The sequence below is a fragment of the Bifidobacterium imperatoris genome (assembly GCF_002860405.1).
Classification (GTDB): Bacteria; Actinomycetota; Actinomycetes; order Actinomycetales; family Bifidobacteriaceae; genus Bifidobacterium; species Bifidobacterium imperatoris.
In genome coordinates, this window is the sequence record NZ_NMWV01000023.1 from 75,933 (window position 1) to 91,246 (window position 15,314).

The following is a 15,314-nucleotide window of genomic DNA, read 5'->3' on the forward strand; positions in this document are numbered from 1 at the left end:
GGGGTATCTACGGGTATCTAGGGGTATGCGGTCGGCGTGTCGCGGGTTAGAACACCTGTATGTCGTCCACGTCGAACGCGGGTAGGTGCATGTAACCCCAGTAAGCCATTGTCATGGCCTCCATCGCGTGCACGTCGCCCGCGTTCCGGTTCCATAGCCATGCGTCGCCGCTTTTCCTTTTCGCGGCGGTGCACACCTGCTCGTCCAATAACCGGTCGGGCGCGTGTTCCACGGCGTGCTGTTCCAAAGCGCTCACCAATGATTGCGGCGCGGTTATCGCGTCCGCCGCCCTCAAATCGGTGAGCCGGTACGCGGGTTCATAGGTGGCGGGGTCGATGGTCGATGCGAGCACGTCGGCCAACGCAGCCGATGGGCCACGCCGGTCAATGCAGATGGGAGCCCTGTAGACGGCCTGGAGCTCACGAAGGAATTGCGGGGCCTGCCCGGTGCCGTCGAGTTCCTTCACGATCTGCACGATGGGCGGCCTATCGCCGCGAGCGATGCAGGCGGCCACTATGGTCTTGCCGGCTCCCATAGTCACGCCCACGCCGAAACACAATTTGAGCCCGCGTGATGGTTTCACCGGCTGACCGGTTGTGTCCGCCCATAGAATCGAGTCTATGGCGCGTTCGGTCACTCCATCGTCGCGAATGTTGCCGAACGCGCGCGCCCATCCTTCCGCGTCGTCGTCGAACTGCTGCCTGAATTCGGCCAACTGGTTGAAGTCGAACAGGTGGCCAGCGCCTGGATGATAGGCCCAGATGGTTTCCAAGTCCTCGGGGTCTGCGTCGAACGGGATACCGAAGTCGAAGAACGCTGTGCGTTTCGGTATGTCGCCGGCGCGCAACCGGTCCAGACGGTCGTTGAAGTATTCGCTGTTTCCGTTGCCCTCGGTGGATGTCCACCAGATTTGCGGTCTCACTCCGGTGAGCTTCAATCGTGTGGTGGTGGTCGGTATGAAACCGTCCTTGAGGTTCTTGGCCTGCTGCTTCGATAGGCTCCATACCTCGTCCACGTTGATAAGATCGCCCTGCACGCCGTGGCCTGCCGCCTCGGTCGCACCACCCGGTCTTAATTCACTGCCGTTGCGAAATTCCAAGGACATGCTGCCGTTGCTCATGCGTGGTTCCTTCGAGAGGCGACGCAACCGGCTTTTACGCCATGACTTCACGAAGTCGCGGAACTGGTCGTTAGCGTCCTTGCCGGTCTGCGCGAGATACCAGGTCTTGCGATCCGGGCCCCACAGGGCGTTACGCACGTCGTAGCTTTTCGTGATGGTCGTTTTGCCCGCCTGGCGTTGCACGGTCAATACCAGTTCGTCATACCAGTAGGTGCCGGTCGCCGGGTCGATTTCGCTGATAACGTCTATCACCTGACGTTGCCACGGGATAAGCGGCTTGCCCAATAGGGTGCTGAACCTGGCGACAAGAGCGCCGTCTGTCTCACGGTCGGGGTTGCGCGGCGTCGCATGACGCGGCTTCAGCTCTGGCGGCTGGCTGTGATTCATCGAGCGGCCTCCTGCAAAAGGTCGCTGAGTTCCTGGTCATCGTCCACGCCCTCGTACATGGTTTCAAGCTGTTGTATATAGCCGAGAAGGCTGGTCATGTTCCTTGAGATTTCACGTCCGCGCGAATTCTGCACGTCGATGTTGCGGGCGATGGAAAGCATGGACGAATAGATGAAGTCGGCCATCGGGTTGTCTTCCTTGCCATGCCGATATTCGGTGATGAACTTCTCGGTGGCCTTTTCCTGCGGACCCTTGACCAGTCCGGCGTTCTCGAAACCCTCGAAACCTGCCATAACGATTTGCTCCAATCAGAGTACTGGTGTATTTTCCCTAAATGAAGCTATTTTTCCTGCCCGGTTTAGGGGTTCCGTCCCTATTTCCGGGCTTTTTTATTTATCCTGTGGGGAACCAAAAACGGTGAGGCGCGGGCTGTTCCTTAGCCATCGATTCCAAAAAAACGAGACGGTCACCAGCCCGCAAGCCAATCGTCTTCATCGGTTTCGGTTTCCACGGGCTTCGATGCGAGACCCAAGGCCGCGAGCCGTTCGCGCCGCTCGTTCAGCCTCGCATCGATGGATGATTGGGTGAGCCCGAGCCGATACCACTGGAGTATCGCGCGTTCCTCACCACGCACTCCACTCGCCCTGGCCTTGCATCTCTCCAACACCTCACGCTTGCCTGGATCACATACCACGATGTCATAGTCCAGGCTTATCCACTCGTCCAACAGTCGAGGACTGCGCGGGGTCATGGGCATGGCCTTCACCAGCCAGATACCCACGGGCTCCACCACACGCACCGCCCTGCGATATGCGCCGTACCATGCGCCGGTCGCCATGTCCCTGAGCCACTGCTGGCCATGATGCTCCACACCATCACCAGACAGCAGAGCCCCAGCCAACACGTCGAAGTCCAGCACGATATCGCCGGGTTGCCTGTGCATATCCACATACGTGCTCTTCCCACCGCAAGGCGGACCAATCACCGCGTGTATCGAAGCACCGTAATGGTTCAACGTCCTATCACTGCGAAGGCTGTTGCAATGCTTGCAAGCTCTGCGGAGGTTGCTCACGATGGTGGGACCGCCCGCACGATCCGGCACGATGTGGTCGGTGGTATCCGACACCCTGGCGCATCCCGGCATATCAAGCCAGCAATCATTACCCCAGCGTTCCATGACCTCGGCGGCGATACGCGGCGGTACCCGCTGCCTATCCTTCCTTGCCGGCATGCTTCCACCTCTCCACCTCGCTACGCTCATAACGCACGAGCCGGGAGCCCGGCCAGCGCGTCCACTTCGGACCCATGCCCACCGACTGCCGCCACTTACGCACCGTATCCGGTTTCACGCCCAACAGGTCGGCCACCTCCACCGTCGTCATATACTCGCCCATAATCACCTTCTAGAACAGTGGAATGCTGGTCTGCACATGGTCACGCGGCTGACTTTGCGGGTTGCGAGGTTTCCGGCTCAAACGTTCCGAGCGAGCCAACGCCCATTTACGGAAGTCCCGACTATCCACATACCACGTACCCTCACGCCGGTAGATACGCAAACCAAAGCGTGCGAGGTCGCGGAACTCCACCAACGTATCCACGCCCAACACACCAGCCACCTGGAAGTACTGAAGCTCGGTGATGCCCAGCTTGCCGGCCTGTTCGTCCACACGATCCGCAAACCACCGCAGATACTCGGCGGCATCCCACGGGTCGCACAGATCGGTCAGGTACTCGAACAGGTGAGGCTTATTCGATTTGCCCATCAGTCCACCAGCCATCCATAAGCACCCGCATACTTGGCCAAAGCCTCGAACGCCTCCCTGGCATCCCAGCAGCGCATCCCGTACTTACGAACCTTGGAAGGCGGGCAATCGGCGCGGCGCATCATCTCCCACAGCTGGTTATCGTCAATCCTTCCGGTACGGCGCACCAGGCCACTCCAACGCGCGATCTGCTCGGCCGTGACAAGGAACGATTCGGTGGTCTTCCTGGCGGCGATGAAGTCATGCAGTTTCGGAAGACTCCTAACCGCGCAATCCTTCAAAGTTTGTTCGAACGTTTCCCTGCTCATCTATCAACCTTTCAAACACATGTACCAACCACCCCTTCACCTCCCATCAACCTTCGGGTGGTGAGGGGAGCAGAGCGGGTCAAGACCCAGAAGACTTCGGCTGAAAAACGCATTACACGCTTTCGCGGAAGTCCTCTGATTGGGTCTCGCGCTGCTTGGGAATGCTTCGTAACGGAGCCGGTCCTTCGCTTGCAAGAGCAGGCTGATGCCTGCCAGGAATGGTCCCCCATGACAGCCCCACACAAGCGTGTGGCATGGCCGCCCGATTCTGCCTTTACCGGCGGCTGTCAGGGGTCGGTGGCTCTCTCTTCGTCTCACAACTACCGCTAGAGCAAAGCGGCGGACTTCCCGCCACCACAGCGGGCATAGGTCGCCTAACCGCTAGCCATACGGCGGTATCACAGGCATTCCATTATGAGTGGCCAGAACAAGGCGCTGGCACGCCAACAAAGACGGGGGCTACTCGGGTTCCGGCATAATAGCCAGCACGCCGATAAGGTTTCTGACTTCTTCCGGCGTGAACACGTACAGTTTTGACCTGAAGTCCTTACGCCGCGTGTGCGGAGTGATGCACAGCAAAAGGCAACCGTTCACTGTCCGAGTGGACTGGAACCTATAGCCCATATCTTCTTCGGCTGGCGGTTTCTGCCTGCTCAATTCGACCACCCCAGAAACTCACCAAGACTCACGAACGCGAGAGCGACACCGAAAGCGAACAACACCAGTGGACTCAACAGCAGCAGGCACACGCCTTGCAACAGCTTCCTCATGATTCACCCCGATTCACAGCACCATGAACACGCTCGGGAACACCGGCCAACACCATTGCCGTACACAAGCAGACGACTCCCAGCAATTCCCAGAAACCCATCACCGTGAAAATCAAGCCCACGAACACGGTGCAGAACGTGAGCACCGACTTATAGATGGTTGACAAGCTTCGCCCTGACATGACGCGCCTTCCTTATCTCTTCCGCAAAACGGCGATTGATACGAACCATGTCGCTCATGCTCAGATCACGAATCACCAACGATCCCTCCTCACACGAGATGTTCAGCATGAACCTGTACGGGTCGCCCGAATCCTCCACATGGGTAAGAACCGGGTCGAACACGTTAACCGAACTCTCAGGGTCGAACCTGCTCATAACCTCACCTCCATCGGTACGTCTGCTTTGCAAGCAGAGGGTTGACAACGTTTAGGTTCCTTCCCCCGCCGTAGGCTTGATAAGGAAGAAAAGAAACAAGCCACAAACCGAAGGAAGGAAGAATAATGGGAGTTGACGTGATGGCTTCGCTTGCTTTTGCCGGTATTTCCACCGTCGCGGCCGTTGGGGCCGCAATAGCGGCGGTAATAGGCAATAAGAAAGCGCAGGGAGCCAACGACATCGCCACGCAAGCGCTCGGGAAGAGCGACAAAGCGAACGAGCTGAGCGAACGCGCGAACCAAATCGCACAAGATGCGCTCGAAGTCAGCAGGAGCCAGCACCTGCGAGAGACGACGCACGAGGTCGTCGATTGGACACTCGAGATTGATGACGCAGGAGTGTTCACCCTGTCCAATATCGGCACCGATTCTGCCTGCAATGTGGCTGTAGTCATCACGGGTGTTCCCGAGGAAGGATGCGAGTCCGCAGAATGGAGACTCAACGAGTCTCGGAGGATACAACACGACATTTCGGCCGGCCGCCAAATCATTATCGATACCCCGCAAATACGCGATGTGGTCGAGCAGGCCAGAACAACCTTCCTTTACATCCCCGGCGTCTACGATCACAGGGCGCACATGGATATCGAGGTCACAATCTACTGGGAAAACTCCGTAGGAGTCCTCTCTTCGAAGGTCATTAAGCGTCATTTCGACTAGAATCTGCGCCGGAGTCATCACGCCACCTCCAAGGGTTTCGCGTAATCGGAACGGCCGGTGAGATAGTCCAGGCTCACGTCGAAGTAGTCGGCGATACGCGACAAGTCACGAAGAGTGAAATTACTGCGCCCATGCAGCTTGGCGTTAAGAAGCTGGAATGAAATACCCATTTCTTGAGCCAAGGAACGCTGAGTGATGTGCTGCTGCCTCATGAGTCCCCTCAATCTAGTTGACACGGCATCAGACGTACAGACTAAAACCATGTGTTACTTTCTACAGCCAAAATAGCGCTACATCAAGTAAGACACACCGAAAAAGTAAAATGTGGTTGTATTATGTAGTTATGACAGCAACAATGAATATGCCAAAAGCGAAGGTAAACGCACAGGATATTGTGGCCGCTAACGTAAACCTGATGATTACGGCGCGACACCTTCAGAAGAAGGATCTAGCCAACGCATTAGGTTTAGCCCCTCAAACGATTGCGCGTAAGCTACGTAGCGAAATTACCTGGACTATTAACGAGACTCAGGCGGCAGCAGATTTTCTCAATACAGATGTGGCAACGTTGCTTAACCCTAATCTGACCATGCATGAGCTGTTAGGGTATAAAAATACCGCCACCTCGGATGAGTCCAAGAATGGCGGTATTTCTGCGAGTAATGAGTGGGGCCGCAGGGGCTTGAACCCTGGACCGGGCGATTATGAGTCGCATGCTCTAACCGACTGAGCTACGGCCCCACATTGGTTTGCATCGGCAAAAGCCAACCTTAATAGTGTAGCACGGTGGCCAGCCTGCGCCTCGCCCTGCGCTACTTTCCTTGCTCCGTCAGGTATTCCAACGGATTGTCGATGAACCTGCGCAGCCCCAGCTCCGCGGCACCGTACATCGAGGGATGCTGCGCCACCGGCGGCACGCAGACGCGAACCTGGATAGCCGGATAGCCCAGAATCTCCGAACGCAGTCGCCCTTCGAGCACATTGCCCAGCTCGTCTCCGAAATGCGACCACAATCCACCGAGCAGCACCGTGTCGACATCCGTCAGATTCACTGCGGAGGCGATGGCGGAAACCAGTGCGTCAACGGCCTTGTCCACCACTTTGGCGGCCACCTCGTCTCCGGACCGCCAGCGGTTCAGGAAGGATTCGATGGCCTTGGCACTGGCGGCCTCATCGCCTTGGGCGATCCCGGCAGCCTCCACCAAGGCGCGTCGGCCGGCGAACACCTCCAGACAACCGTGGCGGCCGCACCGGCACAGCGGACCGTCCATCGCCACGGACACATGGCCGATCTCTCCGGCGAAACCGTGGGAGCCGGTCACCACAGCACCGTCACGCACCACAGCGCCACCGATGCCGACGTCGGTCGACAGGTAGATGAACGAATCGGTGCGGTTCACCACGTTCAGGAAATCGGCCCGTACGGTGGCGTAACCGGGAATCTGCGCAATGGCGGCCATCATGGCCTCGTTGCCGGCCACGGCGTCGAGCCTGCGCACGATATTGAAGCGGCTCAGATCCACGTTCTCCCAGCCGAGGTTGCGCGCCACGAGCAGCCGCATGTCGTCGGTCACGATGCCCGGTAGGGCAAGCCCCGCCCCCACGACGTTGTATCCTTTGCGCTTCAGCTTGCGCTCCAGCGGGAAGGTCATCGCATCGAGTTTGGCGAAGATCTCATTGGGGTCGGTGTCGGTCATGTCTTCATCGACCCATTCCTTGCCCTGAGTGTCGCCGTTGAGGTCGAGCGCGAGGCAACCGTATCCATCGGTATTGATCTGCAGGCCGATGCCGGCCACGCTTCCGCCACGGATGGTCAGCGGCGTGCTGGGTCTGCCGTAGGGGGAATTCGCCACCGGTTCGCCTTCGACCACGATGCCGTTGTCCAACAGCAGCGCGGACAGCAGCGACAGCGTCGCCTTGGTGAGTCCCGTCTCCTTGGCCAGATCGGCGCGGCTCATTGGCTTGTCTGCGCGAAGCATCGTGTCAAGCGTCACTGAAAGATTATGGTTGCGCAAATCCTCCTGATTGATTCTGCGTAGACCGCCCATCGCGCATCATCTCCTCGCCGTTCATTCGCGCCGCATGCCACCGGACCGGTGCATTCCTTGGACGGAATCCCCCGATTGCAGCGGCATGGGTTCGTTCATTATGCATTATGCGTCATCGGCACCGACCAGACATGCGTCATCACATGCTGCAGAGGCTTTCCGACGCGCCAATGCGCCATGAACACCATGTCACGAACACACTATAAGTTCATAACACACTATAGTTCATTCGTCTAACTTATTGGTACAATGATACCGGCACCATTCATTCAGGCGCGCCGGGCAGGCGCTCCAGCCTCGTCGAGGAGGAACAACTTATGGCAACAATCCTGGTTGCGGGCATCGATACATCAACCCAATCCACCAAAGTGCGCATCACCAACGCCGAAACCGGCGAATTGGTACGGTTCGGGCAGGCCAAGCACCCCGATGGCACTTCGGTGAACCCCGAGTTCTGGTGGAAGGCGTTCCTTCAGGCCGCCGAGCAGGCGGGCGGCTTGGACGACGTCTCTGCCCTCGCGGTCGGCGGCCAGCAGCACGGCATGGTGATTCTGGACAAGCAGGGCAACGTGATCCGCGACGCCATGCTGTGGAACGACACCAGCTCCGCCCCTCAAGCCGCCGCTTTGATCGAAAAGCTCGGCGAAGCGCCTGCAGAAGATGGCGAACCGGATGACGTCACAGCCCGAGGCAAGCAGCGCTGGGTCAAGGCCGTCGGCTCCTCCCCCGTGGCCTCCTACACGCTGACCAAGGTGGCTTGGGTCGCCGAGAACGAGCCGGAGAACGCCAAGAAGATCGCCGCGATCTGCCTGCCGCACGACTGGCTGAGTTGGCGTATCGCCGGTTATGGCCCGGTGCCCGAAGGCGAGGACGCCCATCTCGAAGCGCTGTTCACCGACCGCTCGGACGCCTCCGGCACCATTTATTACGATGCCGCCCATAATGAATACCGCCGCGACCTGATCGCCATGGTGCTCGCCGCAGCCGAGGGCGATGAAGCGGCCAAGGCCCATGCCGAGTCCATCGTGCTGCCGCAGGTACTTGGCCCCACGCAGGCCGCACCGGTCAAGGCCTCCCCCGCCATCGCCGGCAAGGATATTGAAGGCGGCTGCATCCTCGGCCCCGGCGGCGGCGACAATGCCATGGCATCGCTGGGCCTTGGCATGGGCGTCGGCGACGTGTCCATATCGCTGGGCACCTCCGGCGTGGCCGCAGCCATCGCCGAGAACCCCGTCTATGACCTGACCGGCGCCGTGTCCGGCTTCGCCGACTGCACCGGCCACTATCTGCCGCTGGCCTGCACCATCAACGGCTCGCGCATTCTGGACGCCGGCCGCGCGGCGCTCGGTGTGGATTACGACGAGCTGGCCGATCTGGCGTTCAAGTCCGAGCCGGGCGCAGGCGGCATCACGTTGGTGCCGTATTTCGACGGCGAGCGCACGCCGAACCGCCCGGATGCCACGGCGAGCCTGACCGGTCTGACCTTGCACAACACCACCAAGGAGAATCTGGCGCGCGCGTTCGTTGAGGGCCTGCTCTGCTCCCAGCGCGACTGCCTTGAGCTGATCCGTTCGCTCGGCGCCGAGATCAACCGCATTCTGCTGATCGGCGGCGGCGCAAAGTCCGTGGCGATTCGCACGCTGGCCCCCTCTATCCTCGGCATGGATGTGACCCGTCCCGCCACCGACGAGTATGTGGCCATCGGTGCTGCACGTCAGGCCGCATGGGTGCTTTCCGGCGAATCCGAGCCGTCGGCTTGGAAGCTCACCATCGAGGGCGTGGAAACCGGAGAGCCCACCGAAGCCGTGTACGCCACCTACGCCAAGGCACGTGGCTGAACCTGACTCGCAACGCTGATAACAACTGCTGATAACAACTGAATAACGATTGCCCCACCGATGCCGCCGAGTGAGTCCCTTTGCAGCAGCCATTCTCCGTGATGGCCTGCCGCAGAGGGTTCGCTCGGCGGCATTGCCATATGCACAGAGTCAGGCGATGCGGCCTATAATCAAGTCATTTGGATAACGTCTGGAGAAATCGATGAATGATCGCTCACGCATGATGACGTATGCCCTGGTCGCCATGGCATGCATCGTCTGGATCTGGCAGTCCGTCAAAGAAGCGGTATCGAACGGTACCGCATTGGGCACCACGACCATCATCTTCCTGGTGTGCATCGGCATCGCCGCCGTCTATTGCATCGTCAGCGCATTGGTATTGTGGTGGCGCCAGCCCGGTAGGAATGACGAGGATTCCGCTAGCCAAGACAACGAAAAGAACACCCAAGCCGGAAGCGGAGCGGAAGACGGCAACGAAGAAGACAGGGCCAGCTCCGACATCTCCGATCACGCTTCCCGGCAGGAACACTAAACGCAATGGAGGCAACTGCAACCATGTCAACCATCATCAGCATCGTTTTGGCCGTTGTCTGCATTCCATGCGGACTGTTTCTGGGACTGATCCCGATGAAGGCCAGCGAAGTGACCACCAAGCAATCCAAGGCGTCGCAGCTCATCAGCTTCGTCATCGCACTGGTATTCATCGGCCTGCTGGTCGCCGGCCACGATCTGGAGACCTGGGGCATCGTCATCGGTCTGGTCATCGGCTTCGCCATCGGCAAGATTCCGCCGCTGCACGCGTGGGCGCTGGCCAAGTGGCCGTTCCTTGAGCCCAAGAAGCCCACCGCCGCGCCGAAGCGCGTGAAGAAAGCCAAGAAGAAGTAGGCTTCTTCCTGTTTTATATATAACAAGGCGTTATGCGCGTGGTTTCATGAGATACCATGCGCATAACGCCTTTTCGCATCTGAATTATTGCCGCACCCGCCACATCCTCATCCGAGACCGGCGCGAAGCAATACCTCGAGACAGTTCAGCAGGATTCCTCCGCTTCGAACAGCGCGAGGAACTTGGGCCTCCAGACATACCGGGTCGAGACAAGCACAAGGCCGGCGGCGGTGAGCACAGCACCGACCGGAGCTGCGATCGGCGCCACAAACAGCAGCACGACATAGACCACGGCAAGTACAGCGAGCGCGAACAGCAGCTTCTGATGAGCGTTCATGACATTATCTCCATTGACGTTGCAGGTGTTGCTTGAATGATCACGTATTTAGTTCGATGATTTAACCATATAGCATGATTGCAATCAACGCAAGCCGAAACGCCCTGCCGTCCACCCGTATAATCCGGCAGACGGCAGTGAATCATTCGGCTATCATCAGCGGCTGCAAATGACCCGGGCGCCTGCAAGGCATCCCACGAATCCTCCCGCCCACTCTGTACTTAGGAAACGCGCATCGCATTGTCCCAGCAGGCGAGCCTTCGAACCATCGGCATGGATGATCATCGCCACATCTCGATCAGCATTGTCGACGTCCGCAGCCGATACCCGACTGGCGAGAAATTGCAGACAGTTATTCCGCAAACGCACACCGAACCATTCTCCTGGTTCGGCATGTCCCAAATCCAACAGGGATTCTTCGCCCCGATCAACAATGGATGCCTGCAGCCGGTCATCAACAAGTCTCATCGTCACGGCATGCGTAGAATCCTGATGCAGCATCAGCTCATGCCCCGGGCGAACCATAACCGCATAGTCCAGTGAATCCACGCGCATGAACCGATAGCCGTCACGTCCGCGGACGCTGACCGAGCGATTGTCTTCCGAACCGATACGTTCAGCGCAGATGTACGAGCCACGAGCATCATCCGTGGTTTTCCCCCTCCCCTGCACAAGAGAGTCCACGGCATGCAGCGAACCGTCGTCGTCCACAGTAACGAAGATTACGTCCGGTAGACGTCCTAGACCGGGAGCGACCACCGGCCAACCGGGATCCGCAGCATCGTCCTGCTTGGTGGGGCCATTGCCCTCCAGCTTCCATGAAACAGGGTTACGCTCCCAAACAACCGGCGCGACGAATGTCTCCCTGCCCAGATAGCTGAATAACTCCCCTTGCTCAGCCCCGGGCGTTTCACGCACACCAAGGCAAGCGAGCAACCAGCCAGCCTGAGGATGGCACAGCAGATCGGCATGGCCCACACACTGAATCAGTTCGTCATTGCCCAGATGACGATGCGTAAGTATCGGATTCTTCTTGCACGCTTCGAACAGGCGATCATATTGCCCCACGACGCTGTGTTCGGTTTCGCGCGCCGGCTCGATCCATGTATCGCGAGCGGCAAGCTCACGCTCGAACCCATGAAGCGCCGCCGCAAATCCACGGGGCGCATAGGTGCGCATCATCATCTCGCTATGCTCGAAACTCGTGCCACCTTCGGCGGTCATCAGATACAGCCATTCACCCAAACGATACAGATGCGGCCCTTCAGCCCATACCGCGTTGACGCCATATCCACGCCAGATCACGGTTTTATGGCCTTGCAGCATCCATGTGTCTGGGTCGATGGGTTGCGTCCAAACCTCGGTTTGCCCCTCCCACTGCGGCTTGACCGCCGGACGGGTCTGTGTCCACCAGACCGTGCCATCACTGTCTTCGAAGATATCCGGGTCGATGCCTTCCGCACCCGCAACCCAATACGGGCCATGCCATGGGCCCTCCAACGCATCCGACGTAATCACGAAATTGCCTTGCGCGGCACGGCACTGTTCGATGTCTTCCGGCGCACATCCGGCGGCAAGCGCCTTCGGCTCGTTCACACGCGCCACAGTGCAAACAATCGCATATCGCTTGCCGATGCGCCGAATGGTCGGCGCGTACAGGCCACCGGAATCCTCGACCCCGTCGATCAGCAGCCGATGGGCCATCGCAGCATCCACCGCATCGCCAACATGTTCCCAAGACACCAGGTCCCGCGTCACATGAATAGGCAGCCCCGGCGTCAGCTCGAATGACGAGTTGACCAGCACGATTTCACCACGCATGTCATCCCATATCCATGAGGGATCCGGATACATGCCCCGCAGCACCGGATTGGCTGCTATGCGCGGGCGCACGTCTGAAGACAATGATTGAAATGTTTCGTTATGCATACAGATAGAACCTTTCTCTCATATCGACGTATGCGATGCTCTGTTCTCGTTTACAGCAATTCAGGTGTTGCTTCCGGCCCAAAGAAACGAAAAGCGCTGAAGGCGGCCGAACCGCCGCATTCCTCGGTCGGCAGCAGAAACAGACCTATTCGACAGCCGATGAAGTAGTCCAGCGTGTAATACAGGGGGTGTATGCCGCCCAGACGCGTCCAGCATGGAATTGGTGATGCGGGATCCAAATACTCGAAAGCGACCTTGTCTTTCTTGTCGGTGAAGTCATAAATGGCTTTCAACACCACTGAAGAACCACGTAATTCCGCCGCATCATATTCGGTAGCGGGGCTGTCGTAATCACCATCGCCCCAGATGGACTCATCCGTACGAGGTTTGCCCTGCACACTCACTCTGAATACGCCGTCGCTGGCTTTGGTCACTGCAATGAACCGGTAATACCCCTGCACTGCCGCCAAACCTGCGAAGTCACCGGTCTTCAGCATGGAGGCGTCGACTGCAACCTCCGCCATGCACCGTGGACCGACTGTACGCTGTGTCAACGTATTCCAGGCATGGCTGAAACTCTGAGTCACTGTGCCGCCGCGCAATAGCAATGAGCCAGGTTGATCAGTAACCGACCAAGCGTCACGATGAGGATTGTGGTTGAACTGCCAGAACGGCTTCAGCATACCGGACGAGACTTCACCATCCGCATTGGAGTCATAGAGGAAATCATCATCGCCGTTCAGCGGCTCATAGCATCGTTCCGCATCATTGGTTGGCGTATGTATTTCAAACGGAACTTTTCCGTTGATGCCAAGTACTGGAAAACCATCCTTTCCAAACCGCATCGGCATGATCGTAGGCACTCTGCCGACCGCTCCCCGATCATGCATCATGAAGGCATACCATTGGCCGTCCGGCGTATCGACCATGCCGCCCTGAGCATCGCCCAGACCGTGGAATCCAAGATCGTCATCAAGGATCTCCCGTGATACAAACCGCCCGTCCAAAGCATCAGACATCAGACACACTTCGGTTTTGCGGTGCCCCCGTCTGTAATGGCAGGTCCATACGTAGTAACGGCCTCCATGCTTGTAGATGTGGCTCCCTTCATAACCAAGATCGGATTCGGGATCGTCCTGTGCGATGACCCGATTGAGCCCTCCTGGCTTTGGCCGGCTCAGATCCGGCTCCAATTCCGTCAGATGCAGCTGCATATTGCCGTAGACGATATATACGCGGCCATCGTCGTCGTACAACACGCTGTTGTCATGGTAGAAGCCTTCAATCACGCGCTTCGACCATGGGCCTGCCGGATCGGCGGCTTCCAGCACATATGTCTTCTGCGTATCGTTGGCGGTGAACACAATGGAGAACGTCCCATCGTGATAACGCAACGAAGGCGCCCACATTCCGCAGCCGTACGCGTTACGCCCAGGCTCCTCCAGTCGTTCGGCAGCGGTGCTTTCAAGTTCGTCATAGGCATGCGCCACAAATTCCCAATGAATCAGATCAAAGGACCGAAGAATGTCGCACCCAGGCATAAGGAACATCGTGGTGGACGCCATGTAGTAGACGTCATTGACCCGAATAATGTCAGGATCCGGGAAATCACTGTATATGACCGGATTACGGCCGGCAATACCAGTCGCCGCGATGGTCCCTTTGGCGCCGCTCATATCCGCTCCCCGACACCATTCGAACCGATAGACGCCACTCAACGCCAGAACGGCAAAGGCATAGAGGAAATTGTCATAGTAACGACGATGTCCCACACGCATAGGCGTGTTCCACAACATATGAACCCAGACCCGCGCATTGGCCACAGCATCCGGTTCCGCCGAATGCATCGCCGCCAAAGACCCCTGGGCCGTAGCGGCAAGGAACCCGACCGGGTGCAGCACCCGCTCATCAATCGGAGTGCCATCCACCGCATATGCGCACGTACGATCGTGAGTCAGGAAGAAACGCTGCAATGCGGCAACACGATCGCACAGTATCGGATCGGTGACGCCATTCCAGCTTGCATCCAGACCGATATTGGCTGCGGTCCGGTAGGCATCCGAAAAGAACCAATCATGCCGCCCGAATCGTGCTTCGGTATGCGGCGTGCCATCATAGAGCGCATATTCAGGATTCATGCCGGTCCGGGCGTCACACGCCGCCTCCAGATATGCGCGACTTGCGGAAGCCGCCTCATGCCAGAATTCACGATCCTGTTCATCTGCATGCGCAGCGAATACTTCATAGAAATGTGGCAGATGATATGACGGATCACTCCATTCGGTTTCGGGAATGAACTTGATGAGCTTGTTGCCGGCATTCCACATCGGTTCGCCGGATTCGTCACGCCCTTTGTGCACGCAATAGTGCAATAGCTCACGAGCGCAGGCGGCGTAATCATAGATGCCATCACGGCTACCCCAACGGCGGTCGGCAAGGAACAGATCCATTGCGAAGTATTCCTCGCCATCCGGCGCCGGACCGTCCGCACGCTCGGAACCATCCGGCCGCACCGACCAGGAGAAGTAATGGGCGTGATGTCCGTCGGCCATGTACATGTACTTCATGACCCAGCCCCATAAACGGTCGAACACATCCTGTCGGTCGTATTGCACAGCGAGCATCATCGCATAGCTCATGCCTTCGGTGCGTACATCATTGTTGCCGGTGTCCATCACATAACCGAGGCCATCATCTGTCTGCCAATAGAATTTGTTCGGCCCCTCGAAAATCTCATGCCAGACCTGCGCCACACGCGCGTCGATCTGGCTGCGAGAGTATCCGCATGTGGCGAACAGCGACTGCACCGCACCGTTGGTAGTCATCACGATC

16 protein-coding genes and 1 tRNA gene are annotated in these 15,314 nt (G+C 58.2%); 4 read left to right on the forward strand and 13 right to left on the reverse strand.

The features are described from left to right. Positions 1 to 46: 46 nt before the first annotated feature. The 7 genes from Tam1G_RS08315 to Tam1G_RS08345 all read right to left on the reverse strand — a co-directional run bounded on the left by Tam1G_RS08315 (position 47) and on the right by Tam1G_RS08345 (position 4,726). Positions 47 to 1,507 carry a hypothetical protein gene (locus tag Tam1G_RS08315; protein ID WP_101626148.1) on the reverse strand — a complete coding sequence of 487 codons (1,461 nt, stop codon included), beginning with the start codon at positions 1,505 to 1,507 and terminating at the stop codon, positions 47 to 49. After that, entirely contained in the window at positions 1,504 to 1,800 is a 297-nt protein-coding gene (locus tag Tam1G_RS08320) for a hypothetical protein (protein WP_101626149.1), read from the reverse strand. Before Tam1G_RS08320 ends, Tam1G_RS08315 begins: the two co-directional genes overlap by 4 nt. Positions 1,801 to 1,973: 173 nt before the next feature. Further along, positions 1,974 to 2,738: an HNH endonuclease gene (locus Tam1G_RS08325; RefSeq protein WP_101626150.1), complete on the reverse strand. Its 765-nt coding sequence runs from the start codon at positions 2,736 to 2,738 to the stop codon at positions 1,974 to 1,976. After that, the gene (locus Tam1G_RS08330; RefSeq protein ID WP_207553027.1) at positions 2,719 to 2,901 is read right to left on the reverse strand and encodes a helix-turn-helix transcriptional regulator; all 183 of its coding nucleotides are present in this window, start codon (positions 2,899 to 2,901) and stop codon (positions 2,719 to 2,721) included. Before Tam1G_RS08330 ends, Tam1G_RS08325 begins: the two co-directional genes overlap by 20 nt. A 9-nt stretch (positions 2,902 to 2,910) precedes the next feature. Continuing rightward, a complete protein-coding gene (locus tag Tam1G_RS08335; protein WP_101626151.1) occupies positions 2,911 to 3,270 on the reverse strand; it encodes a hypothetical protein in 360 nt (119 codons plus the stop codon). Next, a complete protein-coding gene (locus tag Tam1G_RS08340) occupies positions 3,270 to 3,578 on the reverse strand; it encodes a hypothetical protein (RefSeq protein ID WP_101626152.1) in 309 nt (102 codons plus the stop codon). The genes Tam1G_RS08335 and Tam1G_RS08340 overlap by 1 nt, the downstream gene beginning before the upstream one ends. Positions 3,579 to 4,498: 920 nt before the next feature. Then, positions 4,499 to 4,726, reverse strand: a complete 228-nt coding sequence (locus Tam1G_RS08345; RefSeq protein WP_101626153.1) for a hypothetical protein — start codon at positions 4,724 to 4,726, stop codon at positions 4,499 to 4,501. A 125-nt stretch (positions 4,727 to 4,851) separates the two neighbouring features. Between Tam1G_RS08345 and Tam1G_RS08350 the strand changes: the two genes are divergently transcribed. Further along, positions 4,852 to 5,445, forward strand: a complete 594-nt coding sequence (locus Tam1G_RS08350) for a hypothetical protein (RefSeq protein WP_101626154.1) — start codon at positions 4,852 to 4,854, stop codon at positions 5,443 to 5,445. A 17-nt stretch (positions 5,446 to 5,462) separates the two neighbouring features. Here Tam1G_RS08350 and Tam1G_RS08355 read toward each other — a convergent pair whose 3' ends face one another. The 3 genes from Tam1G_RS08355 to Tam1G_RS08365 form a co-directional block, all read right to left on the reverse strand. Further along, complete coding sequence (locus Tam1G_RS08355) at positions 5,463 to 5,708, reverse strand: helix-turn-helix domain-containing protein (protein WP_101626155.1); 246 nt, start codon at positions 5,706 to 5,708, stop codon at positions 5,463 to 5,465. A 404-nt stretch (positions 5,709 to 6,112) separates the two neighbouring features. Then, a tRNA-Ile gene (locus tag Tam1G_RS08360) sits at positions 6,113 to 6,186 on the reverse strand. A gap of 71 nt (positions 6,187 to 6,257) precedes the next feature. Then, on the reverse strand, positions 6,258 to 7,493 hold the full coding sequence (locus tag Tam1G_RS08365; RefSeq protein ID WP_101626156.1) for an ROK family protein: 1,236 nt from the start codon (positions 7,491 to 7,493) through the stop codon (positions 6,258 to 6,260). 317 nt (positions 7,494 to 7,810) lie between these two features. Here Tam1G_RS08365 and Tam1G_RS08370 point away from each other — a divergent pair, with 317 nt between their 5' ends. The 3 genes from Tam1G_RS08370 (at position 7,811) to Tam1G_RS08380 (ending at position 10,216) form a co-directional block, all read left to right on the forward strand. Beyond that, positions 7,811 to 9,331, forward strand: coding sequence for a xylulokinase (locus Tam1G_RS08370; protein ID WP_101626157.1), 1,521 nt, complete (start codon positions 7,811 to 7,813; stop codon positions 9,329 to 9,331). A gap of 220 nt (positions 9,332 to 9,551) precedes the next feature. Beyond that, positions 9,552 to 9,863 carry a hypothetical protein gene (locus tag Tam1G_RS08375; RefSeq protein ID WP_243394876.1) on the forward strand — a complete coding sequence of 104 codons (312 nt, stop codon included), beginning with the start codon at positions 9,552 to 9,554 and terminating at the stop codon, positions 9,861 to 9,863. 5 nt (positions 9,864 to 9,868) lie between these two features. After that, positions 9,869 to 10,216 (forward strand): hypothetical protein, encoded by a 348-nt coding sequence (locus tag Tam1G_RS08380; protein ID WP_101626159.1) that lies wholly within the window; start codon positions 9,869 to 9,871, stop codon positions 10,214 to 10,216. 145 nt (positions 10,217 to 10,361) lie between these two features. On the opposite strand, the gene Tam1G_RS08385 is transcribed toward Tam1G_RS08380, so the two are convergent. From Tam1G_RS08385 to Tam1G_RS11955, 3 genes are all read right to left on the reverse strand, one after another. Next, the gene (locus tag Tam1G_RS08385) at positions 10,362 to 10,553 is read right to left on the reverse strand and encodes a hypothetical protein (RefSeq protein WP_101626160.1); all 192 of its coding nucleotides are present in this window, start codon (positions 10,551 to 10,553) and stop codon (positions 10,362 to 10,364) included. 156 nt (positions 10,554 to 10,709) lie between these two features. Then, positions 10,710 to 12,482: a glycoside hydrolase family 43 protein gene (locus Tam1G_RS08390; protein WP_101626161.1), complete on the reverse strand. Its 1,773-nt coding sequence runs from the start codon at positions 12,480 to 12,482 to the stop codon at positions 10,710 to 10,712. A 50-nt stretch (positions 12,483 to 12,532) separates the two neighbouring features. Then, positions 12,533 to 15,307 (reverse strand): glycosyl hydrolase family 8, encoded by a 2,775-nt coding sequence (locus tag Tam1G_RS11955; RefSeq protein ID WP_242689588.1) that lies wholly within the window; start codon positions 15,305 to 15,307, stop codon positions 12,533 to 12,535. Between the last annotated feature and the right edge of the window lie 7 nt (positions 15,308 to 15,314).

Bases quoted from the DNA above. Each gene is read 5' to 3' on its own strand.
- Tam1G_RS08320 (WP_101626149.1), bottom strand. From the start codon at position 1,800: ATGGCAGGTTTCGAGGGTTTCGAGAACGCCGGACTGGTCAAGGGTCCG.
- Tam1G_RS08335 (WP_101626151.1), bottom strand. From the start codon at position 3,270: ATGGGCAAATCGAATAAGCCTCACCTGTTCGAGTACCTGACCGATCTG.
- Tam1G_RS08315 (WP_101626148.1), bottom strand. From the start codon at position 1,507: ATGAATCACAGCCAGCCGCCAGAGCTGAAGCCGCGTCATGCGACGCCG.
- Tam1G_RS08355 (WP_101626155.1), bottom strand. From the start codon at position 5,708: ATGGTTTTAGTCTGTACGTCTGATGCCGTGTCAACTAGATTGAGGGGA.
- Tam1G_RS08325 (WP_101626150.1), bottom strand. From the start codon at position 2,738: ATGCCGGCAAGGAAGGATAGGCAGCGGGTACCGCCGCGTATCGCCGCC.
- Tam1G_RS08350 (WP_101626154.1), top strand. From the start codon at position 4,852: ATGGGAGTTGACGTGATGGCTTCGCTTGCTTTTGCCGGTATTTCCACC.
- Tam1G_RS08380 (WP_101626159.1), top strand. From the start codon at position 9,869: ATGGAGGCAACTGCAACCATGTCAACCATCATCAGCATCGTTTTGGCC.
- Tam1G_RS08365 (WP_101626156.1), bottom strand. From the start codon at position 7,493: ATGGGCGGTCTACGCAGAATCAATCAGGAGGATTTGCGCAACCATAAT.
- Tam1G_RS08330 (WP_207553027.1), bottom strand. From the start codon at position 2,901: ATGGGCGAGTATATGACGACGGTGGAGGTGGCCGACCTGTTGGGCGTG.
- Tam1G_RS08375 (WP_243394876.1), top strand. From the start codon at position 9,552: ATGATGACGTATGCCCTGGTCGCCATGGCATGCATCGTCTGGATCTGG.
- Tam1G_RS08340 (WP_101626152.1), bottom strand. From the start codon at position 3,578: ATGAGCAGGGAAACGTTCGAACAAACTTTGAAGGATTGCGCGGTTAGG.
- Tam1G_RS08385 (WP_101626160.1), bottom strand. From the start codon at position 10,553: ATGAACGCTCATCAGAAGCTGCTGTTCGCGCTCGCTGTACTTGCCGTG.
- Tam1G_RS08370 (WP_101626157.1), top strand. From the start codon at position 7,811: ATGGCAACAATCCTGGTTGCGGGCATCGATACATCAACCCAATCCACC.
- Tam1G_RS08345 (WP_101626153.1), bottom strand. From the start codon at position 4,726: ATGAGCAGGTTCGACCCTGAGAGTTCGGTTAACGTGTTCGACCCGGTT.
- Tam1G_RS11955 (WP_242689588.1), bottom strand. From the start codon at position 15,307: ATGACTACCAACGGTGCGGTGCAGTCGCTGTTCGCCACATGCGGATAC.
- Tam1G_RS08390 (WP_101626161.1), bottom strand. From the start codon at position 12,482: ATGCATAACGAAACATTTCAATCATTGTCTTCAGACGTGCGCCCGCGC.